This is a genomic window from Citrobacter farmeri (genome assembly GCF_019048065.1).
Taxonomy (GTDB): Bacteria; Pseudomonadota; Gammaproteobacteria; order Enterobacterales; family Enterobacteriaceae; genus Citrobacter_A; species Citrobacter_A farmeri.
Genome location: NZ_CP077291.1, coordinates 3,989,704 through 4,013,772, shown reverse-complemented (window position 1 = coordinate 4,013,772; position 24,069 = coordinate 3,989,704). Strand labels below are relative to the sequence as shown.

Annotated in this window: 13 protein-coding genes and 1 tRNA gene; 6 read left to right on the top strand and 8 right to left on the bottom strand. The window is 54.5% G+C overall.

Translation table 11 applies throughout. The features are described from left to right. The first annotated feature begins 218 nt into the window (after positions 1–218). Complete coding sequence (locus I6L53_RS18770; protein ID WP_217124953.1) at positions 219–10,685, top strand: Ig-like domain-containing protein; 10,467 nt, start codon at positions 219–221, stop codon at positions 10,683–10,685. 48 nt (positions 10,686–10,733) lie between these two features. Here the strand turns inward: I6L53_RS18770 and I6L53_RS18765 are convergent, their stop codons facing one another. The 4 genes from I6L53_RS18765 to I6L53_RS18750 form a co-directional block, all read right to left on the bottom strand. After that, complete coding sequence (locus I6L53_RS18765) at positions 10,734–11,705, bottom strand: fimbrial protein (protein ID WP_052425414.1); 972 nt, start codon at positions 11,703–11,705, stop codon at positions 10,734–10,736. Positions 11,706–11,762: 57 nt separating this feature from the next. Next, complete coding sequence (locus I6L53_RS18760; RefSeq protein ID WP_052425415.1) at positions 11,763–12,512, bottom strand: fimbria/pilus periplasmic chaperone; 750 nt, start codon at positions 12,510–12,512, stop codon at positions 11,763–11,765. Between the two features lie 796 nt (positions 12,513–13,308). Beyond that, positions 13,309–13,384: transfer RNA gene (locus I6L53_RS18755), tRNA-Phe, on the bottom strand. Between the two features lie 105 nt (positions 13,385–13,489). After that, positions 13,490–14,197, bottom strand: a complete 708-nt coding sequence (locus tag I6L53_RS18750; protein ID WP_042324130.1) for a DUF554 domain-containing protein — start codon at positions 14,195–14,197, stop codon at positions 13,490–13,492. Between the two features lie 428 nt (positions 14,198–14,625). Between I6L53_RS18750 and I6L53_RS18745 the strand changes: the two genes are divergently transcribed. After that, a complete protein-coding gene (locus I6L53_RS18745; RefSeq protein WP_042324128.1) occupies positions 14,626–16,761 on the top strand; it encodes an ornithine decarboxylase in 2,136 nt (711 codons plus the stop codon). Between the two features lie 95 nt (positions 16,762–16,856). On the opposite strand, the gene I6L53_RS18740 is transcribed toward I6L53_RS18745, so the two are convergent. The 4 genes from I6L53_RS18740 to mutY form a co-directional block, all read right to left on the bottom strand. Further along, positions 16,857–18,113 carry a nucleoside permease gene (locus I6L53_RS18740; RefSeq protein WP_042324126.1) on the bottom strand — a complete coding sequence of 419 codons (1,257 nt, stop codon included), beginning with the start codon at positions 18,111–18,113 and terminating at the stop codon, positions 16,857–16,859. A gap of 215 nt (positions 18,114–18,328) precedes the next feature. Beyond that, positions 18,329–19,411, bottom strand: a complete 1,083-nt coding sequence (mltC, locus tag I6L53_RS18735; RefSeq protein ID WP_072015751.1) for a membrane-bound lytic murein transglycosylase MltC — start codon at positions 19,409–19,411, stop codon at positions 18,329–18,331. A gap of 73 nt (positions 19,412–19,484) precedes the next feature. Then, a complete protein-coding gene (locus I6L53_RS18730; protein ID WP_042324122.1) occupies positions 19,485–19,760 on the bottom strand; it encodes an oxidative damage protection protein in 276 nt (91 codons plus the stop codon). Positions 19,761–19,787: 27 nt separating this feature from the next. Then, the gene (gene mutY / locus I6L53_RS18725) at positions 19,788–20,840 is read right to left on the bottom strand and encodes an A/G-specific adenine glycosylase (protein ID WP_042324120.1); all 1,053 of its coding nucleotides are present in this window, start codon (positions 20,838–20,840) and stop codon (positions 19,788–19,790) included. 162 nt (positions 20,841–21,002) lie between these two features. Between mutY and trmB the strand changes: the two genes are divergently transcribed. From trmB to ansB, 4 genes are all read left to right on the top strand, one after another. Continuing rightward, complete coding sequence (gene trmB, locus I6L53_RS18720; protein ID WP_042324118.1) at positions 21,003–21,722, top strand: tRNA (guanosine(46)-N7)-methyltransferase TrmB; 720 nt, start codon at positions 21,003–21,005, stop codon at positions 21,720–21,722. Continuing rightward, positions 21,722–22,048, top strand: a complete 327-nt coding sequence (locus I6L53_RS18715) for a YggL family protein (RefSeq protein ID WP_042324116.1) — start codon at positions 21,722–21,724, stop codon at positions 22,046–22,048. The genes trmB and I6L53_RS18715 overlap by 1 nt, the downstream gene beginning before the upstream one ends. A 52-nt stretch (positions 22,049–22,100) precedes the next feature. Beyond that, positions 22,101–22,820, top strand: coding sequence for a YggN family protein (locus I6L53_RS18710; protein ID WP_042324114.1), 720 nt, complete (start codon positions 22,101–22,103; stop codon positions 22,818–22,820). Positions 22,821–23,009: 189 nt separating this feature from the next. After that, positions 23,010–24,056, top strand: coding sequence for an L-asparaginase 2 (gene ansB / locus I6L53_RS18705; RefSeq protein ID WP_042324112.1), 1,047 nt, complete (start codon positions 23,010–23,012; stop codon positions 24,054–24,056). Positions 24,057–24,069: the final 13 nt, after the last annotated feature.

Genomic DNA, 24,069 nt, shown 5'->3' with positions numbered 1-24,069 from the left:
TAGAAAGAAGGTTTTATAAATTTTCTTTCAGGAATGAACTATTTATACACGCCAAAGATAAAGGGTTCTTTCTGATTAATGACAAAACAACGCCACGTATATATACGTACAGAAAATTAGTAACAGCCTGATGCAACTGGGAAATTAGTTTTTTTGACAAATCGCATCTGTAAAACAGGTTACCAGGATTAAGTAGAAAAGTTATAAGGATAAAACACATGTCGCCACGTCCCCATTCTTCTGAAATTCACCGGGTTACTCAGTCCGAACCCCGGAAAGGTATTTCCTTTTCCCGGCAGTTTCGTTTCTGGGTATGGGTTAACATCGCCCTGCAATTTTTCCTGCCACTGATGCTGGCGTTCACGCCAGCAGTGCGCGCCGCGCAGGTCAAATGGTATCAAACCCCTTCAGAGCAACAGGCGCTTTCTGCTTCAGCCAGCGAGCTCCCCACTCTGGGGGGAAGTCCTGCTGGTGATGAGAAGAGCGGGGATGAAAGCGAGAAGGCGACGGAAACCCAGGCGGCACAGCTGGCAAGCAAGACAGGGCAGTTTCTGAATAATGCCAGCGGCGATGCGGCGGCAGGTATAGCCCGACAGATGGCGACCGGGAAAGCCAGTGCTGAAATAGAACAGTGGCTTAACCGTGTGGGGACGGCGCGGGTTAAAGTGCAGGTTGACGAAGAATTCTCTCTGAAAAATTCTTCCGTTGATTTACTGATCCCCTGGTATGACAGTCCAGATACGTTACTTTTTTCTCAGCACAGTTTGCACCGCACCGATGACCGGACCCAGGGAAACCTGGGGGCCGGATATCGCTATTACACACCGGACTGGATGGCCGGTGTTAACGCATTCTATGACTATGATTTTTCAGGTGAACACTCCCGTATGGGGATGGGGCTGGAATACGGTCGGGATTATCTGAAACTGGCGGCGAATGGTTATTTTCGCCTGTCAGGATGGAAAGATGCGTCCGATCTGGCCGATTACGAAGCGCGTCCGGCTAACGGCTGGGACATTCGCGGCGAAGGGTATCTGCCGGTTTATCCACAATTGGGTGGAAAACTTGTTTATGAGCAGTACTACGGTAACGAGGTCGGCCTCTTTGGCCGGGATAATCGCCAGCAGGATCCGCGGGCAGTGACAGCAGGACTGAGCTACACCCCGTTCCCGTTGATGACGCTCAGCGCCGATCATCGCATGGGTGAAGGCGGTGAAAATGACACCCGTCTGGGCGTGGAATTTTCCTGGCAGTTTGATACTCCTCTGCACAAACTTCTTGATACTGACGCCGTGGGACAGATGCGAACCCTGGCGGGCAGTCGTTATCATCTGGTCGATCGTAACAACAATATTGTCCTGGAGTACCGGGAGAAAAATAACCTGACGTTGAAAATGGCCGACGCTTTACGTGGCTATCAGGGCGATCGTCTTTCCCTGGATGTGGTGGTCAATGCCCGACACGGGCTTGAGCGTATTGTATGGGATGACAGCGCACTCCGTGCCGCTGGCGGGGAAGTGACCTGTACAGCCAATACGCAGTGCGTGGTTACCCTGCCTCTCTGGAAAACCGGCGGAATCGACGCTAACACGTATGTGATTAGTGCGGTTGCCCATGATAAAGCGGGTAACCACTCTCCACAGGCTTCCACATACATCTTTGTGGAACAGTCAGCCGTTCATGCTGAAAATTCAAGCTTTGAGATTGTCCCTACGGACGATCCGAATGCCCGTGTTGCCATCATTGAAGCCGATGGCGTCACGACGGCCACGATGACTTTCCGCGCGATGGACGAACAGAGTCTGCCGATCTCGTCGCTGAATCCGGAGATCCTGCAACACGAATCCTCCCTTGGTGGACTGACGATCAGCAGCGTTCGTGAAGTCAGCGCCGGGGTTTATGTCGCCACCGTATCCGGCAATATTGCTGGCGAAGCCTGGATGGCGCCAGTGGTGAATGGTTCAGCCCTGTCTTCTCTGCGTAAACCGGTGACCTTTGTTGCTTCCGTTGTTGCTATGGATTTCAGTGTGGTCACGGATAACGCCATTGCGGATGGTGTTTTACCGAACAGCGTGAAGGTGACGCTGACTGACGCAGAGGGGAACCCTCTGGCTGACAAGGTCGTGAGCTTCAGCGCCGATAACGGGGCGAGTATTGCGGCCAGCGGCACGACCGGTCCTGATGGCAGCGTTATCATGACGTTGACCAGCACGGTGGCGGGAGAGGCGACGGTAACGGCGTCGATCAACGGCAGCAGCGAGAGCGTAAGGGTGACCTTTACGGCCGACGCCGGATCGGCGCAGATCGCCGATGGCGCGCTGGAAAGGGTGATCAACGATGCCGTGGCGAACGGCTCGGCGCCCAACAGCGTGAAGGCGACGGTGACGGACGCGCAGGGGAACCCTCTCTCTGGCCAGATCGTGAACTTCAGCGCCGATAACGGGGCGACGATTGCGGCCAGCGGCACGACCGGTGCCGACGGCAGCGTGACCATGACGCTGACCAGCCTGGTGGCAGGCGATGCCACGGTAACGGCATCGATCAACGGCAGCAGCCGGAGCGTGGACGTGACGTTTACGGCAGATGCCAGCACGGGGCAGATCGCCGACGGCGCGCTGGAGCGGGTGATCAACGGGGCGCTGGCGAACAATATCGCGACCAACAGCGTGAAGGCGACGGTGACGGATGCGCAGGGGAACCTCCTGGCCGGTCAGGTCGTGAACTTCAGCGCCGATAACGGGGCGACGATTGCCGGCAGCGGCACGACCGGCAGCGACGGCAGCGTGACCATGACGCTGATCAGCCCGGTGGCGGGTGACGCCACGGTGACGGCATCGATCAACGGCAGCAGCCGGAGCGTGAGCGTGACGTTTGTGGCCGACACCGGTACGGCACAGATTGCTGACGGTGCCCTGGAGCGGGTGATCAACGGGGCGCTGGCGGACGGAACGTCGACCAACAGCGTGAAGGCGACGGTGACGGACGCGCAGGGGAACCTCCTGGCCGGCCAGGTGGTGAACTTCAGCGCCGATAACGGGGCGACGATTGCGGCCAGCGGCACGACCGGTGCCGACGGTACGGTGACCATGACGCTGACCAGCCTGGTGGCGGGTGACGCCACGGTGACGGCGTCAATCAATAACAGCAGCCGGAGCGTGAGCGTGACGTTCACGGCTGACGCCGGAACGGCGCAGCTCGCCGACGGCGCGCTGGAGCGGGTGATCAACGGGGCGCTGGCGGACGGGGAGACGCCCAACAGCGTGAAGGCGACGGTGACGGACGCACAGGGGAACCCTCTCTCTGGTCAGGTCGTGAACTTCAGCGCCAATAACGGGGCGACGATTGCGGCCAGCGGCACGACCGGTGATGACGGCACGGTGACCATGACGCTGACCAGCCCGGTGGCGGGTGACGCCACGGTGACGGCATCGATCAACGGCAGCAGCCGGAGCGTGAACGTGACGTTTGTGGCCGACACCGGTACGGCACAGATTGCCGACGGTGCCCTGGAGCGGGTGATCAACGATGCGCTGGCGAACAATATCGCGACCAACAGCGTGAAGGCGACGGTGACAGACGCGCAGGGGAACCTCCTGACCGGTCAGGTCGTGAACTTCAGTGCCGATAACGGGGCGACGATTGCGGCCAGCGGTACGACCGGTGCCGATGGCACGGTGACCATGACGCTGACCAGCCCGGTGGCGGGTGACGCCACCGTGACGGCATCGATCAACGGCAGCAGCCGGAGCGTGAGCGTGACGTTTACGGCAGATGCCAGTACGGCGCAGATCGCCGACGGTGCCCTGGTGCGGGTGACCAACGGGGCGCTGGCGGACGGGTCGACGCCCAACAGCGTGAAGGCGACGGTGACGGACGCGCAGGGGAACCTCCTGGCCGGACAGATCGTGAACTTCAGCGTGAATAACGGGGCGACGATTGCGGCCAGCGGCACGACCGGTGATGACGGCACGGTGACCATGACGCTGACCAGCACGGTGGCGGGTGACGCCACGGTGACGGCGTCAATCAATAACAGCAGCCGGAGCGTGAGCGTGGCGTTTATCGCTGACGCCAGTACGGCGCGGCTCGCCGACGGCGCGCTGGTGCGGGTGATCAACGGGGCGCTGGCGGACGGTGAGACGCCAAACAGCGTGAAGGCGACGGTGACGGATGCGAACGGGAACCTCCTGGCCGGCCAGGTCGTGAACTTCAGCGCCGATAACGGGGCGACAATTGCGGCCAGCGGTACAACCGGTGATGACGGCACGGTGACCATGACGCTGACCAGTCCGGTAGTGGGTGATTCGACGGTAACGGCGTCGATCAACAACAGCAGTGAAAGCGTGGAAGTGGCGTTTGTGGCCGACACCGGTACGGCACAGATTGCCGCCGGGGCACTGGAGGTCGTGGATACAGGGGCGTGGGCTGACGGGGAGACGACCAACCGGGTGAAGGCGACGGTAACGGATGCGCGAGGGACCCCTTTGCCTGACCAGGTCGTGAACTTCAGCGCCGATAACGGGGCGACGATTGCGGCCAGCGGTACGACCAATGGTGCCGGTACTATAACTATGTCGCTGACCAGCCTGGTGGCAGGTGATGTGACCGTGACGGCGTCGATCAACGGCAGCAGCCGGAGCGTGAACGTGGCGTTTGTGGCAGATACCAACACGGCACAACTGACCGTGACTGCAGACACCGGGGAAGCCGCAGCGGCAAACGGCACGGCCACCCGGACGGTGACGGCGACGCTGACGGATGCGGGCGGCAACCCGCTGCAGAACCAGCCGGTGAGCTTTACCGCAGACAGTGGACCGGCGTTTAGCGGAGAGGCCAGCGGTACCACCGATGATAACGGCACGGTAACGGTGGCGCTGACTAGCATCACGGCAGGGACCTTTACAGTGTCCGGTACGGCGACAGATCTGTCGCTGAGCGGCAGCGCGGAGGTGGCATTTACGGCAGATGCCAGCACGGCACGACTGATTATCGAAACGTCTTCTGACACGAAAACGGCGAACGGAACGGATACGCATCCGGTCACGCTGAAAGTCGAAGATGAGCAGGGTAACCCGCTGACCAGCGTCCATAACGTGACGCTGAGTGTCCCGGCAGATGGTCCTCTGTTCAGCAGCAATAACACAGCTACTCTGGGTACCAGTACTAACAGTAACGGTGAGCTGGAGGTGTCGCTGACCAGTGCGGTGGCGGGAACCTTTGCGGTGAGCGCCCGTCTGGGAAGTAATACACCGGTCAGTGCGCAGGTGAGGTTCGCGGCAGATATCAGCACGGCACGCCTGACCGTGGCCGCTGACAGCGAGGAAACCGCAGCGGCGAACGGCACGGCCACCCGGACGGTGACGGCGACGCTGACGGATGCGGGCGACAACCCGCTGCAGAGCCAGCCGGTGATCTTTACCGTCAACGGCGGACCGGCGTTTAGCGGCGAAGCCAGCGGTACCACCGATGATAACGGCACAGTGACGGTGACGCTGACCAGTATCGTGGCGGGAACCTTTACGGTGTCCGGTGTGGCGACAGATCTGTCGCTGAGCGGCAGTGCGGAGGTGGCATTTATGGCAGATGCCAGCACGGCTCGGCTGATTATCGAAACGTCTTCTGACACGAAAACGGCGAACGGAACGGATACGCATCCGGTCACGCTAAAAGTTGAAGATGCGCGGGGTAACCCGCTGACCAGCGTCCATAACGTGACGCTGAGTGTCCCGGCAGATGGTCCTCTGTTCAGCAGCAATAACGCAGCTACTCTGAGTACCACTACTAACAGTAACGGTGAGCTGGAGGTGTCGCTGACCAGTGCGGTGGCGGGAACCTTTGCGGTGAGCGCCCGTCTGGGAAGTAATACACCGGTCAGTGCGCAGGTGAGGTTCGCGGCAGATATCAGCACGGCACGCCTGACCGTGGCCGCTGACAGCGAGGAAACCGCAGCGGCAAACGGCACGGCCACCCGGACGGTGACGGCGACGCTGACGGATGCGGGCGGCAACCCACTGCAGAGCCAGCCGGTGAGCTTTACCGTCAATGGCGGACCGGCGTTTAGCGGCGAAGCCAGCGGTACCACCGATGATAACGGCACGGTAACGGTGACGCTGACCAGCATCGTGGCGGGAACCTTTACGGTGTCCGCCGCAGCGGCAAGTCTGTCGCTGAACGGCAGCGCGGAAGTCGCGTTTATCGCGGATGCCAGCACGGCACAACTGGTTATCGAAACGTCTTCAGATGCGACCATCGCGAATGGAACGGACAGGCATCCGGTCACGCTGAAAGTCGAAGATGCGCGGGGTAACCCGCTGACCAGCGTCCATAACGTGACGCTGAGTGTCCCGGCAGATGGTCCTCTGTTCAGCAGCAATAACGCAGCTACTCTGAGTACCAGTACTGACAGTAACGGTGAGCTGGAGGTGTCGCTGACCAGTGCGGTGGCGGGAACCTTTACGGTGAGCGCCCGTCTGGGAAGTAATACACCGGTCAGTGCGCAGGTGAGGTTTGCGGCGGATGCCAGCACGGCACGACTGGTTATTGAAACATCTTCAGACGCGACAACCGCGAACGGAACGGATTCGCATCCGGTCACGCTGAAGGTCGAGGATGCGCAGGGTAACGCACTGGCTGGCGTCCGTGCCGTGAGGCTGGAAGTGCCGACAGCAGGTCCACTCTTCAGTAATGACGGCGTGAGTCTGAGTGCCAACACTGACGACAACGGTGAACTGGAGGTGCCGCTGACCAGTATGGTGGCGGGAACCTTTACGGTGAGTGCCCGTCTGGGGAGTGGTACAGCGGTCAGTACACAGGTGACATTTGCGGCGGATCTCAGCACGGCACGACTGATCATCGAAACCTCTGCTGACACGAAAACCGCGACCGGAGCGGATCCGCACCCAGTAACGCTGAAGGTCGTGGATGCGCAAAATAACGCGCTGGCGGGTACCCATACTGTAACGCTGAGTGTCCCGGCAGATGGCCCTTTGTTCAGCAATAACGCAGCCACTCTGAGTACCACTACTAACAATAATGGTGAACTGGAGGTGCCGCTGACCAGTACGGTGGTGGGGACCTTTACGGTGAACGCCAGCCTGGGAAGTGATACGCCGGTCAGTGCGGATTTGACGTTTGTAAGGTATGAGATATACACCGCAACAATTTCCCTCTCACCTGAGACGGACGGGACCGATCTCAGCAGTGACATCTCGATAGCTGCAAACGGCACGGATCAGACGCGAGTGGTTGTCGTTATTAAGGATCAGGATCAGAGACCAGCTGTTGGCCTGACGGGTCTGAAGATAAAAGCAAATCAGTCTCTGATGAAGGAAATTGCAGGTAGCGTGATGACGGCGGGAACTGAATATGACCTGGTTCCCAGTACGACGGATGGCGTGTATTACAAAACCGTCGTGGCAGGTACGGATACGGGATCGGTGAGATTCAGCGTCACTTCAGGATTAACAGAAAATGATATCGCTATTACCAGTAATAGTGTGACGGTCAACCTGACTGCCGGCGAACCAGCCAGTGCGGGTGTTTACCTGTCATCCGAAACGGATGGTACCGATATTGCGTCGAGAACCACAACCCTGGCAGCCAATGGTACCGATCGGAAAAATATTGTGATCGTAGTGAAGGATGCGAACGGACACGGTGTGACGGGGCTGGAGGATGGGCTCAGGGTACTAACAAGCACAGGTGGACTACTGAGTACCGTTTCGGGTACAGAAATAGCCGGGGGAACGGAGTATGGAGGATTTGAGCCTGGTACAGCTGATGGGGTGTATTACCTGACGCTGAAAGCCGGAACAACGCTCGGCACCGTCGTGTTCAACGTCACTAATGGGCTGCCGCAAGACCTTATCACCCCTGGCACTAATAATGTCACGATTAACCTGGCGGCAGGTGAGCAGTCCGTTGCCGGGATATACCTGTCATCCGAAAGGGATGGCACCGGGCTTGAGGCGACAAAATCGTTAGTGGCTGATGGCAACAGCTCTTCGTATACCAGGGTTGTCGTCACGGTGAGAGATGCGAACGGGCACGGTATTAATGGTCTGCCCCTGACGATCGCGGCGCAGTCGGGCGGCGGTTTGCTGAAAAATGCAAACGGCGTATCGATAACGGAAGGGACCGATTTTACGATGGCGCGCGGAACGGAGGACGGGGTGTATTACCTGAGCGTCTGGGCCCAAACAACAAGCGGTACCGTGAAGTTCAGCGTGACGGGTGGACTTAACCCCGGTGTGATCCCCGCAGGCCAAAATAATGTGACGGTTAACCTGACGGCAGGCGAGCAGTCCGTAGCCGGGATATACCTGTCATCCGAAACGGATGGTACCGGGCTTGAGGCGACGAAATCGTTAGTGGCTAATGGCAGCAGCTATACGAGAGTTGTTGTCAAGGTGGAGGATGCGAACGGAAACGGTGTTACCGGTCTGCGCCTGAAGATCGCGGCACAGTCGGGCGGCGGTTTGCTGAGAAATGCAAACAACGTATCGATGACGCAAGGGACCGATTTTGACATGGTGGCCGGAACGGAGGACGGGGTGTATTACCTGAGCGTGTGGGCCGGAACAAGAACGGGCACGGTCACGTTCAGCGTGACAGATGGGCTGAATCCAGGCGTGCTCCCCGCAGGCAGTAATAATGTGACGGTTAATCTGACTGCGGGCGCTCCGTCCGTTGCCGGGATATACCTGTCATCCGAAGCGGATGGTACCGCGCTTGAGTCAACGAAATCGTTAGTGGCTGTTGCTAACAGCAACTTTACAAGGGTTGTTGTCACGGTGAAGGATGCGAACGGAAACGGTGTCAAGGGTTTGGAAGGACTGAAGATCGCGGCACAGTCGGGAGGCGGTCTGCTGACTTCAGGCGGCGTCTCAATGACGCAAGGGACCGATTTTGACATGATAGCCTCAGATGTTGAGGGGGTGTATTACCTGAACGTTTGGTCCGGAAACACAAGCGGCACCGTCACCTTCAGCGTGACGAGAGGACTCAATCCAGGCGTGATTCCTACTGGCCGGAATAATGTCACGGTTAACCTGACGGCAGGCGACCCGTCCGTTGCCGGGATATACCTGTCATCCGAAACGAATGGTACTGCGCTTACGGGCACGAAATCGATAGTGGCTGATGGCAGCAGCTATACCAGGGTTGTCGTCACGGTGAAGGATGCGAATGGAAACGGTGTTAACGATCTGCGCCTGAAGATAGCGGCGCAGTCGGGAGGCGGTCTGCTGACTTCAGGTGGCGTCTCGATGACGCAAGGGACTGATTTTGACATGATAGCCTCAGGTGTTGACGGGGTGTATTACCGGAACGTTTGGTCCAGAAAAACAGCCGGTACCGTCAAGTTCAGTGTGACGGGCGGAGTGGATGAAGGCTTGATCCCTGCAGGCAGTAATAATGTCACGGTTAACCTGACGGCAGGTTCTCCATCCAGTGCCAACACATCGATAAGACTGTCATCCAGAACGGATGGTACTGCTCTGGTGACAAGCACGTCGATGGTTGCCAATGGTTCTAACGAAACAAGAGTGGTTGTCACCGTTAAAGATGCGAACGGGAACCCGGTTAAGGATCTGACTGATCTCAGGATAAAGGCAGGTACGGGTTCGTTGTTGAAAAACACTGACGGCACTCTGATAGCGGAGGGAACCGAATATGCTCTGGCCAGTACTACGGATGGGGTGTACTACAAGACAGTGAAAGCAGGAACAAAGGCAGGAAGCGTGAAGTTCTGGGTTTCGTATGGCCTTCCTGGAGGCACTATTTCGGATGCGGATAATGGTGTGACGGTTAATCTGGTCGCGGACACTCCATCCAGTGCCAACACATCGATAAGACTGTCATCCAGAACGGATGGTACTGCTCTGGTGACAAGCACGTCGCTGGTTGCCAACGGTTCTAACGAAACAAAAGTGGTTGTCACCGTTAAAGATGCGAACGGGAACCCGGTTAAAAATCTGACGGGTCTCAGGATAAAGGCAGGCACGGATTCGTTGTTGAAAAACACTGACGGCACGCTGATTGTGACGGGAACCGAATATGCTCTGGCCAGTACCACGGATGGGGTGTACTACAAGACAGTGAAAGCCGGAACAACGGCAGGAAGCGTGAGGTTCTGGGTTTCGTATGGGCTTCCAGCAGGCACTATTTCGAGTGCGGATAACGGTGTGACAGTGACGCTGACCACTCCACCTCCGGCAACAGCGCAAATAAATGCCTGGTGGTCTTATCAGGGGGGAAGTAACGGCAGTACTTACAGGGAGTTTAGCTCAGCGGTTCGTTTTCTGACCTCCGCAGGGACGCCAATGCAATGTGATAGCGTAACTGTGGTCGGGAACGGTGGGACGGGTTTTGCAGCAAATGCGAATACGACTATGGCAAATCGCCATACCTTTGCAGCGTCTTACTGGAGTAATGATAGTTCTACTTTTAATGCTAATACAAAGACTTATTCATTTAGCAAGAGGACATCTGTATACCAAAACGGCGGAGCAGGGAATACTTTTAGTGTCGTATTAGCTGCTTCAGGGCAAATAAGCTATCCAGTGGTAGGAGTGGGAATGTTGGGTGGCGGCGACCTACTCACTTTTTCATGTAGAGTAGGGAGTACGACCTATTCATTTAAATCAAGTAATAACAATATGACAGTGAACAGTAGCCTGTTCTAAAGAGAAAAACTCGCTGTCAGTAAAAACCCAGCCATCGGCTGGGTTTTTTTATTGCTGCGTCATCACCAGAACAGCACTTGCGGTAAAATACCCGGGAGGCACATCGCCTGCAGCAACCGCCGGATTGCGCACCGCCTGAAAATCCAGATTCAGCGTATTCGAACCGCTTATCAGCGTAACGGGAATATTCGCTGCGGAGGTCAATGGCTGGTCGTTATAAAGTACGGCCACTCCCACTCCGTTGGCGGTGGTTTTTATAACCTCCGTGCTGTTAATTGTAAGAGGGGTATACTGCGTCAGCTGCATCTTAACGGAAACATCAACGCCCCCCGTACAGGTAACCGGGATCTGAAGGTTTTTTATTGCCGTATTGCCAACGCCAGGTTCGGTGGATAAATCCGCGCGATCAATCGTATCAAAATGAACGCTCAGGCCGCTGCCGTTATTAATATTGCAGGACGTCTCTGGCGCCGGCGGATCGGGAGGAAGTGGTATCGCACTCGCACAAGCATCTCCGGGAATTAGTGAATATTCCTCCCCTTGCTCATCAACCAGCACATCACAAAAAGCGACATCATGGTGAACCAATTGCGAGCTTAAATTTTTAGTGTATGTGGTTATCGATATGCTACCAGCCTGGTCGGATATCGTTTTCGTTATATCCAGATAGAATTTTGTACTATCCGCATACTCACGAACCGAGTGGTTACTCCGTAACCCCACATAAAACCGGATAAAATACATTCCAGCTTTTGGAATATAAACATCGCCGAACAAAATATTACAACCATTACCAACAATCGCTGCACCATCACCTGCAGAAATCCAGTCGCCACCAGACGGGCAAGTGGGGTCGGTGAGGCGACTAGAATTACGTGCTAAGCCATTTCCGTGGCGTACCACCGCATCCGCTAATGCAGAAACGGGCAGGCATGACCAGATAAACGCTGATAGCATCAGAGTGAATAATATCCCCCTGGGGTTAATTCTCTTACCATACTGAATTAAAGTGGTACTCATAGACTACGTATCCTCTTGCCTTATGGACAGGCCATTTCAAAGGTTGCCGCTGCTTTATCAGCCTGCGATCACGCTGCTTACCGAGCAGGTGCTGTTGCTGCAGCTAAAAACGAGTTTCGGGCGGCCGCCAAAATCGTTGATAAAGGCCAGAACGGGCTGGCTCCCCAGTGCGGATGCGCTGATACCCAGTGATATGCTGCCTTTGGGTTCAACCATTACGGGTTTGAAACTGGCGATCTCTGCGCCTTTTTGCGATGCGGCGGCGGTGACAATCGTCACGTAATACGGTGTCGGGTTATTCAGCTGATAACCGTCGCCCTGGCGGGTCAGCGTTATTTTTTTCTGCGCCTCGCTTTCTTCGCCTCTGTGCAGCTCAATAGCCTGCGGACGGTAAAACATTTTTATCCGCGTCTGGAGAGCCAGTTGCAGCGTGTTAGGTTTGTCGCTTTTGGGCGGAATTTCACGAACGTTGAAATAAAAGAGAGTTTCGCGATCCTGCGGCAGCGAAGACAGGTTGCCCGTTGGCTGAACTTTAATCTGCCCTTTGGCACCGGGTTCAACACGCTGCACCGGCGGAAGCGTGCTCAATGGCGACTCCACTTTTGTCCCCTTCGCATCTTCAATCCATGCCTGAGCAAGATAAGGGAGCGTGGTGTTCTGATTGCTTATGGTGAGCGTTGTTGAGCGCTGGCTGCCGTTAAAGACCACCCGGGTGCGATCGAGTGCGATCGCGGCCTGCGCCTGTTGCGCCAGAAGGATAAGCGTCAGGGCGCCGAGGGCCGTTTTTAGCGTGGAGTGTAAAGTCATCATGTGTCGTTCACTAAATAAGAAGTTTGCCATCCGCAGTTTCACCACGGCCGAATAGATAGATGCTGAAATCAATTCTTAATATTGAATATTATATTCAATTAATAAAATTATAATTGATGAACAGCTTTCACCCGCCAGTCTGTCAGTGGTATTCCCTGAACCGGCATATTTGCATGGGTCTGGCATCAATAATATTGATTGTTCTGGGCGGCAGGTTAATAAAAATATTAAATTGAGTCAAAAAAATACAGTCCAATTTTAGACTTTTTATTTATTAAGAGGGGATGTAACCAAGAATCTTATTGGGAAGTGATTTTTGTTGGTTGTAATGTTGTTATTTATCAGTGTGTTAGTGGTGGTTTTATGGCGTGACAGCATTTCAGGTACAGGTGCATATGATATGTTGTTTATATGGATAACTTGTTTATTTAATTGTTCTTTTTATATGGAGTATAAAATTTTTAATGGTTAATTTTATATAAGGAAATAAAGTGTCGATAAAGGAAGGTTAAGGGGTAAGTTGTAATCGGCTAGTTTAAAAAAAACCAGGTAAATCCTCAACACCAGGATGAGGATGTTTGCGTTACTGCTTATCTCTTTAATAACCGCTTCTGTCTGCAAGACTTTTAGGGTGAGCCCACTCGTACTCTTCTGATCATGAATTCTGTCAGTGCCAGAGAGGTGGTATGAGTGACGTCTGATTGAGCATCGCTAAGCTGAACGGGTTGGGGGAATTGATTGTCGCGGGGCTAAAAAGCAAAAACCCAGCTATAAAGCTGGGTTCTTTGAATAGTGGTGCCCGGACTCGGAATCGAACCAAGGACACGGGGATTTTCAATCCCCTGCTCTACCGACTGAGCTATCCGGGCAACGGGGCGCATTAAAACCGATCCGCCTCGTTTCGTCAACGAAATTTCTTCAATTCAATGCAGACTGCACAATCTATCACCACTTTGCTGTTATTGCACGCATTCTCAAGCGAAATACGCGGTCCAGGCGGCGGAAAGCGGCATGGCGAGGATTAGCGCCGGGAGCATATTGACTACGGCAAACATTTTGATACCGCAGATGCGTAAACCGGTGGCGACCAGCAGTAATCCCCCCACCGCGCTGAAATCGGCCATCATCGCGGGGGTGGTGAGCGGCAATATTAGCGCCGCGCAGGTCGCCAGTGAAAGCTGGATGAGCAGCATCGGGGCCGAGATAGCCGAAACGGCAATACCGAGCGAACAGGCGAAAATCATGGCGGTAAAGAAATCGAGGAAGGATTTAGCAATCAGGATACTCGGATCGCCGGTCATTCCTTCGCGCATCGCCCCAAAAATCCCCGTGCCGCTGGCGCAGAAAAGAACGATGATGGCGACATAGTTCTGGATAAACGATTCATGGGGCTGCTTTTTACCCTGTCGCATAAAGAGCGTCTGCGCTTTCGCAACAGCGGTGTTGATCCCTTTTTCCAGATAGCAAAACTCACCAATTAGCGCACCGACCAGCGTTGCCAGCACCATAACCGGAAGATTAGCGCATTTGACCACCAGTAAAATACCAATGCCAAGTGACGCGAGACCGAAAATGGAGGTCATTGAGACACGAATCCGTTCCGGTAAACGTTGGCTAAGAAGGGCGCCGATAACGCCGCCTGCCAAAACGGCGCCGGCGTTAATAAAAGGTCCGATTACCACGTTAGCTCCTGCTAATTATTTTGTCAGATTGCATTATTATGACCTGATTCTCATTTACAGTGTTGTTTAACCGCAACAAGTGTGCATAAGAATTAAATGTTGCCCCTCCTGGTTAAAGGTGCCATGATTGCGCGAATTTTCTCCAGTCTGTTTGGGGCCGCATGGGATGAACGCTACACCTTCACATCGCCTTTCGCATCGCCGCTTAGCGCGATGGCTGCCCTTTCACGTTATTCCTTCCCTTTTACTCACCATGCGGTGAGGGCAACGTATGCTCACTGCAGGACAACAGTAAAATCAGAAGCGGTCTGCTTTTACTGATGTCTGGCGGTCGGAGCTGGTGACCAGTTTGACCCAAACATCTCGTGGGGCAGGGCATAGAGCCTTGTCCGGGACTCTTATTCTCCCGAAACGGGTTTTTTGCGCTTATGAAATCAATGAACATTGCCGCCAGTAGTGAGCTGGTCTCTCATTTATCTACTCATCGTGGCGTTGTGGCGCTGGACAGTACCGACTTTACCGATGTCGCCGCGGTCGTCATGACCGTTGCCGATAGCCGTAGCGGCATCCTTGCGCTGCTCAAACGCACCGGTTTTCATCTGCCGGTCTTTATTCTCACTGAAGAGAAAATGGAGCTGCCCGCAGGCGCGACGGCGCTCATTAGCGGAAATGCGCAGGAGTGGCTGGAGCTGGAGTCAGCTGCTCTTCTGTATGAGGAAGACCTTCTGCCGCCATTTTACGACACGCTGACGCAGTATGTGGAGATGAAGAACAGCACGTTCGCCTGTCCGGGGCATCAGCATGGCGCATTCTTTAAAAAGCACCCTGCCGGACGTCACTTCTATGACTTCTTTGGCGAAAATGTCTTTCGTGCAGATATGTGCAATGCCGACGTGAAGCTCGGCGATCTGCTGATTCACGAAGGTTCGGCCAAACATGCGCAGAAGTTTGCCGCAAAGGTCTTTCACGCCGATAAAACCTATTTCGTTCTGAACGGCACGTCGGCCGCGAATAAAGTGGTCACCAATGCACTGCTGACGCGTGGCGATCTGGTGCTGTTCGATCGCAACAACCACAAGTCGAATCATCACGGCGCGCTGATTCAGGCGGGGGCGACCCCGGTGTATCTGGAGGCTGCCCGTAACCCGTTTGGTTTTATCGGCGGGATCGATGAACACTGCTTTGATGAAGCGTATCTGCGCGAACAGATCCGCGATGTGGCTGCGGAAAAGGCGGCGCTACCGCGCCCCTTCAGACTGGCAATTATCCAGTTGGGAACCTACGACGGAACGATCTACAACGCCCGTCAGGTGATCGACAAAATTGGTCATCTCTGTGACTACATTCTGTTTGACTCTGCCTGGGTTGGCTATGAGCAGTTTATCCCGATGATGGCCGACGGTTCGCCGCTGCTGCTGGAATTGAACGAAAACGATCCGGGTATCTTCGTCACCCAGTCGGTGCATAAGCAGCAGGCCGGGTTCTCACAGACTTCGCAGATCCACAAGAAAGATAATCACATTCGCGGTCAGGCGCGTTTCTGCCCACATAAACGGCTGAATAATGCGTTTATGCTGCACGCCTCAACCAGTCCGTTCTACCCGCTGTTTGCCGCGCTGGACGTCAATGCCAAAATCCACGAAGGGGAAAGTGGACGGCGCCTGTGGGCAGAATGTGTGACATTGGGGATTGAGGCGCGTAAGGCGATTCTTAACCGTTGTAAGCTGCTTCAGCCGTTCATTCCGCCGGTGGTTGATGGTCAGGCGTGGCAGTCGTATCCCACAGAGGTGATTGCCCGCGAGCGACGTTTCTTCAGCTTTGCGCCGGGCGCAAAATGGCACGGCTTTGAAGGGTATGCCGACGACCAGTATTTTGTCGATCCGTGCAAGTTGCTTCTCACCACGCCGGGTATTGATGCGCAGACAGGGCGTTATACCGATTTTGGTATCCCGGCGACCATTCTGGCCCACTACCTGCGCGAAAACGGCATCGTGCCGGAGAAATGCGACCTCAACTCGATTCTGTTCCTGCTGACGCCCGCCGAGAATCCGGAAAAAATGGCGCATCTGGCGGCGATGCTGGCGCAGTTCGAGCAGCATATCGAAGACGACTCCCCGCTTGCAGAGGTACTTCCGACCCTCTTCAATAAATATCCGGTGCGCTATCGCGACTATACCCTGCGCGAATTGTGCCAGGAGATGCACGATCTGTACGTCAGCTTTGACGTAAAGGACCTGCAAAAAGCGATGTTCCGCCAGGAGAGTTTCCCGACGGTAGCGATGAACCCGCAGGATGCCCACAGCGCCTTTATCCGTGGTGATGTTGAACTGGTGCGCATTCGTGATGCCGAAGGCCGTATCGCGGCGGAAGGGGCGCTGCCGTATCCTCCTGGCGTACTGTGCGTGGTGCCGGGCGAAGTGTGGGGCGGCGCGGTACAACGTTATTTCCTGGCGCTGGAAGAAGGGGTCAACCTGCTGCCGGGATTCTCACCGGAGTTGCAGGGCGTTTACAGTGAAACCGATGCCGATGGAATTAAGCGGTTGTACGGGTATGTTTTGAAGTAATCGAAGAAGAATGCCGGATGGCGCTTGCGCTTATCCGGCCAGGTGTTCGGTGTAGGCCGGATAAGACGCGAAAGCGTCGCCATCCGGCAGAGAGATTAATGTGCGACGGTCTGTGTGCCAGCCGGTACGCGAACGTGTTTGTACTTGAACAGCGCCACGAAGGCGAAGGCCAGAACCAGTGAATAGCCGGCAAAAATCAGCCACACGGTCTGCCAGTCGGTAATGCCGTTCAGGGTGTAATGTTCCACCACTTTCCCACTCACCACGCCGCCGAGGATACAGCCGAAGCCGTTGGTCATCATCAGGAACATACCCTGTGCGCTGGCGCGAATTTCCGGGCGAACTTCTTTCTCAACGAACACCGAACCGGAGATGTTGAAGAAGTCGAAGGCGCAGCCGTAAACAATCATCGACAGAACCAGCAGGACGGTACCAAACGGGCTCGGGTCACCGTAGGCGAACAGGCCAAAGCGCAACATCCACGCGATGATACTGATCAGCATCACATTCTTGATACCGTAACGGCTCAGGAAGAACGGAATGGTCAGGATGAACAGCGTTTCGGAGATCTGCGAGATCGACATCATCACCGACGCGTGCTCAACAATAAAGCTTCCAGAGAACAGCGGGTTGTTATCGAAGCTATGCAGGAAGGTGTTCCCGAACATGTTCGTGATTTGCAGTTCAGCGCCGAGCATCATCGAGAAGATGAAGAAGATCGCCATGCGCTTGTTCTTAAACAGCGCGAAGGCATCCAGACCCAGCATAGAGGTCCAGCTTTGATTTTTCTGCTGATTTGCCACCGGGATGTGCGGCAGGGTCAACGTAAACAGTACCAGTACCACAGAGAGCGCCGCGCCAATATACAGCTGCATATGGCTCAGTTCGAAACCGGAGAAGCTCACCGCCCACATGGCGACGATGAAGCCGATGGTGCCCCAGATACGAATTGGCGGGAAGTCAGTAACAATGTCCATGCCTGCGTTCTGCAAGCGATAATAGGAAATGGTGTTAATAAGCCCAAGCGTTGGCATATATGCCAGCGAGTTAAGCAGGATCACGAAGAACATCGCGCCCGGCGTGGTAACTTCGGCGGCGATGAACAGCGTCACCGCGCCCACCACGTGACAGATGGCGTAGACCCATTTTGCACTGAGCCATTTGTCCGCCACAATTCCCAACAGCGTCGGCATCAGAACCGCCGCGATCCCCAGTGAACTGTAGACTGCACCAATAGAAGCACCATCAAATTTGAGGGTGACAAACATATAGGACCCGAGGGTCGTCAGCCAACTTCCCCACAGGCAGAACTGCAGAAAGGAGAGTATTTTCAGCTGCAGCTTAAGATTCATGTTAATTTCCTCACACCGAAAGGCGAACGGATGTTTCGATTGGCACAAATGCCGTTGCTGTATGATGTGATTCTATCAATGGCTGTGGGTGTTTTTTTGTTACCTGTGACAAATAATTGCAAAACAATTCCCTTTTGCAATGCTAAAGAGTGATGTTTGTCACGATTATTAGCGTCGCCCGCCCACCGTTTTACCGGGGGCGGGGAAGAGACGTATCAGTTCCGGCGGTAGGTTTTTTGCGCGGAGTTGACTTTATACAGGTAGCGACGCGATTCAGATGAGGGGTGACGCGTGGTTAACGTCTGGTATACATCCCCTGGCGTCATACTGTTGATGATATTCGCGGCCTGCACTTTATCACTGGAGAAGACGCGCAGCACGCTGCCTGCGCCGCCGTTGTAGGCGGTGATTACCGCATAGCGCCGCGAGGTGGGATTATTGATTCCGCCCAGATAGACATTATTGAGCATCGCCAGATACGCAGTGCCGGTATCAATATTGCTGGCCGGATCGAACAGTTCACTGCGGCTTGGCGTACCGGAGCGCCCCTGTGAACGATAAACATCTTTCCCGGCGGTATGCTGAACCACCTGCATCAGACCCAGCGCATCGGAACGGCTCACGGCGTAGGGGTTGAAGGACGACTCCGTCTGCATGATCGCCAGAATCAGCGACTCATCAATGCCATATTTATGGGACGCCTTGCGCACCATGCCGAGGTACTTATGCGCACGTTTATCCAGGTGATTCGGCACCAGGTTAATCGTCACGCTGAAAATCATGCGGATCCCGTTGCTGCGGCTTTTCATCCGCGTTTGTAGCAGGTAATCGGCGAAGTTCGTGGCCCGGCCTTCCCAGCGGATGGGTTGTCCCGTGTGATCGAGCACCTGACCGTACAGAAAGGGTTCTCTGGAGATCTGAATGTCATCGACGTCAGAGTAAAGGTCGACGGAGGTGGGATCGTCACCCATCAACAACGTTTTAATGATGGCGCGACGTAAATGCGCCGCTGGCTCTGTCCCGGCAATGGTCTCAACGGTAATGGTCCCGTCGTCAAAGTTGATATGGCTGCGGGTCTGATACTGATCGGTGTACTTCACGTAGTCCTTCGGACCGGCGATCAGCACTTCCTGATAACCCCAGAGATTTTCAATGTTATGGGCAAACTGCCCCATGAGAATGTCAAAACCGTTGGTATCCTTGACCCAGGCTTCGTTATAAGAATCGCCTTTTTTGGTCGAGCTGGAACAAGAGATGAGCAACGGCGCAATAACAGCAAGCGCGAGAAATTTTTTCATCATTCCGGGAGTGCGTGTTGTGTTTGTCATTATGCGTTGTCGCCGGATAGCGCAGAGCCATCCGGCAACGCGCTTATTTTTTATCTTCCGGTGTATAACCTTCGATATGCACGTCTTTACCTTCAAACAGGAAGTTGATCATCTCCTGTTCCAGTAGTTTGCGGTGATCGACGTTCATCATGTTGAGTTTCTTTTCGTTGATCAACATGGTCTGCTTATGCTGCCACTGCGCCCACGCTTCTTTTGAAATCTCGTTATAAATGCGTTTCCCCAGTTCGCCCGGGTACAGCTGGAAATCCTGTCCTTCTGCTTCACGCTGCAGGAAAGTGCAAAAAATCGTTCTGCTCATAACTCATCCTCTTTATCGTCCGGTGCGTTAAACGGGGGCACCGGTACGTAACTGCTGTAATAAACGCTCCACCGGAGCCGCCAGGCCAACGGATGGCGGTTGCGCTAAGTTATACCAGAGAGCGTTGCCTTCATCCATGCATGAACCGCATGAGGACACAGTAAGCCACATAGGCACAATATCCAGATGGAAATGGCTGAAGGTATGACGAAACGCGTTAAGTTGGGTCAAATTATCAGCGTTAACCTGTCGTTGCGCCAACCATTCTCGTAATTCCTCTTCACTGGCAAACTGCGGGAAACAGAACAAGCCGCCCCATAATCCGCTTGGCGGGCGCTGTGCCACCAGGACTTCATCCTGATGTTGCAGCAGCAGAAAATAACCTGTCCGCTCTGGCAGCGTCTGCTTTGGCTTCTTACCGGGGTAGAGCGACCAGCTGTCGTTCGCAAAAGCGATACAACCGTTCTGTAACGGGCACAGCGAACATTTCGGTTTTGAGCGCGTGCACACCATCGCGCCTAAGTCCATCATTGCCTGGTTAAAGCGCTCCACGCCCTTCACAGGCGTAACCTGTTCGCTCAGATCCCAGAGCGTTTTCTCGACCTCTTTTTTACCTGGCCAGTCGCTAACAGCATAGCAGCGCGCCAGCACGCGTTTAACGTTGCCGTCAAGAATAGGAAAAGGTTTACCCAGCGAGAGTGACAGCACGGCGCCCGCGGTTGAACGTCCGACGCCGGGGAGCGCCGCCACCGCTTCAAAGGTTTCCGGGAAAATCCCCTTATGCAGTGTGGCAATCTGTTGCGCTGCCTTGTGCAGGTTGCGGGCCCGGGCGTAGTAGCCGAGCCCCGTCCACAGGTGGAGCACTTCGTCCAGCGGCGCGTCGGCGAGATCGGTTACCGTCGGGAAATGGGCCATAAACCGCTCAAAATAGGGGATAACCGTCGTCACCTGAGTCTGTTGCAGCATCACTTCTGAGAGCCATACTTTGTAAGGCGTCTTATCAATTTGCCAGGGCAGGGTTTTTCGCCCGTATTTGTCGTACCAGTCCAGAACCTGGGCTGAAAATTGAGACGCTTGCATGGTCACCAAATTCATTATTGTTGGGGGCAAGATTGCAGCACAGTGGCAACAGGGTGTAAACCGGAACTTTCCGCAGCGTGACCGCTTCCTTTACTTGCATCCGGCAACTAACTTTGGATAATGCCCGTTTTCAGACTTTAATCACAAGCAGACTTAACTTTTATGAAAAACGACGTCATCTCACCGGAATTTGATGAAAACGGCCGTCCACTGCGCCGGATTCGTAGTTTTGTTCGTCGCCAGGGGCGGCTGACCAAAGGGCAGGAACACGCGCTGGAAAACTACTGGCCGGTGATGGGCGTTGAGTTCAGCGAAGAGCCGGTGGATTTCGCGACGTTGTTTGGCCGTGAAGCGCCAGTCACGCTTGAGATTGGCTTTGGTATGGGAGCCTCGCTGGTTGCGATGGCGAAAGCGCGTCCGGAGCAGAATTTCCTCGGCATTGAGGTTCACTCCCCGGGCGTGGGCGCGTGTCTGGCGTCGGCCCATGAAGAGGGCGTTGAGAACCTGCGTGTGATGTGCCATGACGCAGTCGAAGTGCTGCATAAAATGATTCCTGACAATTCTTTAACGATGGTTCAGCTCTTTTTCCCTGACCCGTGGCACAAAGCACGTCATAATAAACGCCGTATCGTTCAGGTGCCGTTTGCCGAACTGGTCAAAAGCAAACTGAAGCTGGGCGGCGTGTTTCACATGGCGACCGACTGGGAAGCCTATGCGGTGCACATGCTTGACGTGATGTCCTCCATTGACGGGTATAAAAACCTGTCAGAGAGCAACGATTATGTACCGCGCCCACCATCGCGCCCGGTAACCAAATTTGAACAACGTGGCCATCGTCTTGGTCACGGCGTATGGGACTTAATGTTCGAGAGGGTGAAATAATGGCAAAGAACCGTAGCCGTCGTCTGCGTAAAAAAATGCACATCGACGAATTCCAGGAATTAGGATTTTCGGTTGCATGGCGTTTTCCGGAAGGCACATCTGAAGAGCAGGTTGATCAAATCGTTGATGATTTTATCAATGACGTTATTGAACCGAACAAACTGGCCTTTGACGGCAGCGGTTATCTGGCGTGGGAAGGTCTGATCTGCATGCAGGAAATCGGCAAATGCACTGAAGAGCATCAGGCGATTGTGCGTAAGTGGCTGGAAGAGCACAAACTGGAAGAAGTGCGTACCAGCGAACTTTTCGACGTTTGGTGGGACTAACAACGCATACGGGGCCAGCATTTGCTGGCCCGATTTGTCTTGAGGGAAAGTTATGATGCACAAAATGCTGCTGGCGGCAGCCCTTTCTGTCACCGCGATGGCCGCTCATGCAGACTACCAGTGCAGCGTCACGCCGCGTGACGATGTGATTCTGAGCCCGCAGACGGTGCAGGTGAAGGGTGAAAACGGCAACCTGGTGATCACGCCGGACGGCAATGTGATGTTCAACGGTAAGCAATACACGCTGACCGCCGCACAGCGCGAGCAGGCGAAAGATTACCAGGCCGAACTGCGCAGCGCCCTGCCGTGGATTGATGAAGGCGCCAGAAGCCGTGTCGAAAAAGGGCGCGTGGCGCTGGATAAAATTATCGCTAAAGAAGTCGGCGAGAGCAGTAACATGCGGGGGCGTCTGACGAAACTGGATGCCCAGTTGAAAGCGCAGATGAACCGGATTATCGAGCATCGTACCGACGGTCTGACCTTCCACTACAAGGCTATCGATCAGGTTCGTGCTGACGGTCAACAGTTGGTGAACCAGGCGATGGGCGGTATTTTGCAGGACAGCATCAACGAAATGGGAGCGAAAGCCGTCCTGAAAGGCGGCGGTAATCCGTTGCAGGGCGTGCTTGGTAGCCTCGGCGGACTACAAACGGCAATTCAGGACGAATGGAAGAATCAGGAAAAAGATTTCCAGCAGTTCGGCAAAGACGTGTGCAGCCGCGTGGTCACTCTGGAAGATAACCGCAAGGCGCTGGTCAGCACCCTTAAATAATTTTTTCATATAAAACAATGGTACAGATCGCCTCTGTGCCATTTTCTTTTGCCTTCCTGCTTCATTTTGATATCCACCTCTAAATTTAACAATCTGGCAGATACATTTATCTGGTTAATTGGATGAAATCACATTATTCGTCTCTGGCATTGGGATAATGCGGCAAATTCACGTAACTGGAGAAATAACATGGAGTTTTTCAGGAAAACGGCACTGGCTGCACTGGTGATGGGCTTCAGCGGTGCTGCGCTCGCCTTACCGAACGTCACAATTTTAGCAACTGGCGGGACCATTGCCGGGGGCGGTGACTCCGCAACGAAATCTAACTATACGGCGGGTAAGGTCGGTGTAGAGAATCTGGTCAGAGCCGTGCCTCAGCTTAAGGATATCGCTAACGTCAAAGGCGAGCAGGTCGTCAATATTGGTTCACAGGATATGAATGACGATGTCTGGTTAACCCTGGCGAAGAAGATCAACACCGAGTGTGACAGCACCGACGGTTTCGTGATTACTCACGGTACTGACACGATGGAAGAGACGGCTTATTTCCTCGACCTGACCGTTAAATGCAACAAGCCGGTAGTGCTGGTTGGCGCAATGCGTCCGTCTACCGGAATGAGTGCGGACGGTCCGTTTAACCTCTATAACGCGGTGGTGACGGCGGCGGATAAAGCTTCTGCTAATCGTGGTGTGCTGGTGGTGATGAACGACACCGTGCTTGACGGTCGTGACGTGACCAAGACCAACACGACGGATGTGGCAACCTTCAAATCCGTAAACTATGGACCGCTGGGCTACATTCATAACGGCAAAATCGACTACCAGCGTACGCCTGCGCGTAAGCACACCACCTCCACGCCATTCGATGTTTCTAAGCTGAACGCGCTACCGAAGGTGGGGATCGTCTATAACTACGCGAATGCGTCAGATCTTCCGGCAAAAGCGCTGGTGGATGCGGGCTATGATGGGATTGTGAGCGCCGGTGTGGGTAACGGCAACCTGTACAAAACCGTCTTTGATACGCTGGCGACCGCTGCGCATAAAGGGACCGTTGTGGTACGTTCTTCCCGCGTACCGACCGGTTCAACCACTCAGGATGCTGAAATCGATGATGCGAAGTACGGTTTCGTTGCCTCTGGTTCTCTGAACCCGCAGAAGGCACGCGTACTGCTTCAGTTGGCGTTGACCCAGACCAAAGATCCGAAACAGATCCAGACGATGTTTAATCAGTATTAATCTCACAGGCCGG

What these genes read in the sequence shown, in the direction of transcription:
- I6L53_RS18770 (WP_217124953.1), top strand. Translation starts at nt 219, where the DNA reads ATGTCGCCACGTCCCCATTCTTCTGAAATTCACCGGGTTACTCAGTCC.
- I6L53_RS18765 (WP_052425414.1), bottom strand. Translation starts at nt 11,705, where the DNA reads ATGAGTACCACTTTAATTCAGTATGGTAAGAGAATTAACCCCAGGGGG.
- I6L53_RS18760 (WP_052425415.1), bottom strand. Translation starts at nt 12,512, where the DNA reads ATGACTTTACACTCCACGCTAAAAACGGCCCTCGGCGCCCTGACGCTT.
- I6L53_RS18745 (WP_042324128.1), top strand. Translation starts at nt 14,626, where the DNA reads ATGAAATCAATGAACATTGCCGCCAGTAGTGAGCTGGTCTCTCATTTA.
- I6L53_RS18740 (WP_042324126.1), bottom strand. Translation starts at nt 18,113, where the DNA reads ATGAATCTTAAGCTGCAGCTGAAAATACTCTCCTTTCTGCAGTTCTGC.
- mltC (WP_072015751.1), bottom strand. Translation starts at nt 19,411, where the DNA reads ATGAAAAAATTTCTCGCGCTTGCTGTTATTGCGCCGTTGCTCATCTCT.
- I6L53_RS18730 (WP_042324122.1), bottom strand. Translation starts at nt 19,760, where the DNA reads ATGAGCAGAACGATTTTTTGCACTTTCCTGCAGCGTGAAGCAGAAGGA.
- mutY (WP_042324120.1), bottom strand. Translation starts at nt 20,840, where the DNA reads ATGCAAGCGTCTCAATTTTCAGCCCAGGTTCTGGACTGGTACGACAAA.
- trmB (WP_042324118.1), top strand. Translation starts at nt 21,003, where the DNA reads ATGAAAAACGACGTCATCTCACCGGAATTTGATGAAAACGGCCGTCCA.
- I6L53_RS18715 (WP_042324116.1), top strand. Translation starts at nt 21,722, where the DNA reads ATGGCAAAGAACCGTAGCCGTCGTCTGCGTAAAAAAATGCACATCGAC.
- I6L53_RS18710 (WP_042324114.1), top strand. Translation starts at nt 22,101, where the DNA reads ATGATGCACAAAATGCTGCTGGCGGCAGCCCTTTCTGTCACCGCGATG.
- ansB (WP_042324112.1), top strand. Translation starts at nt 23,010, where the DNA reads ATGGAGTTTTTCAGGAAAACGGCACTGGCTGCACTGGTGATGGGCTTC.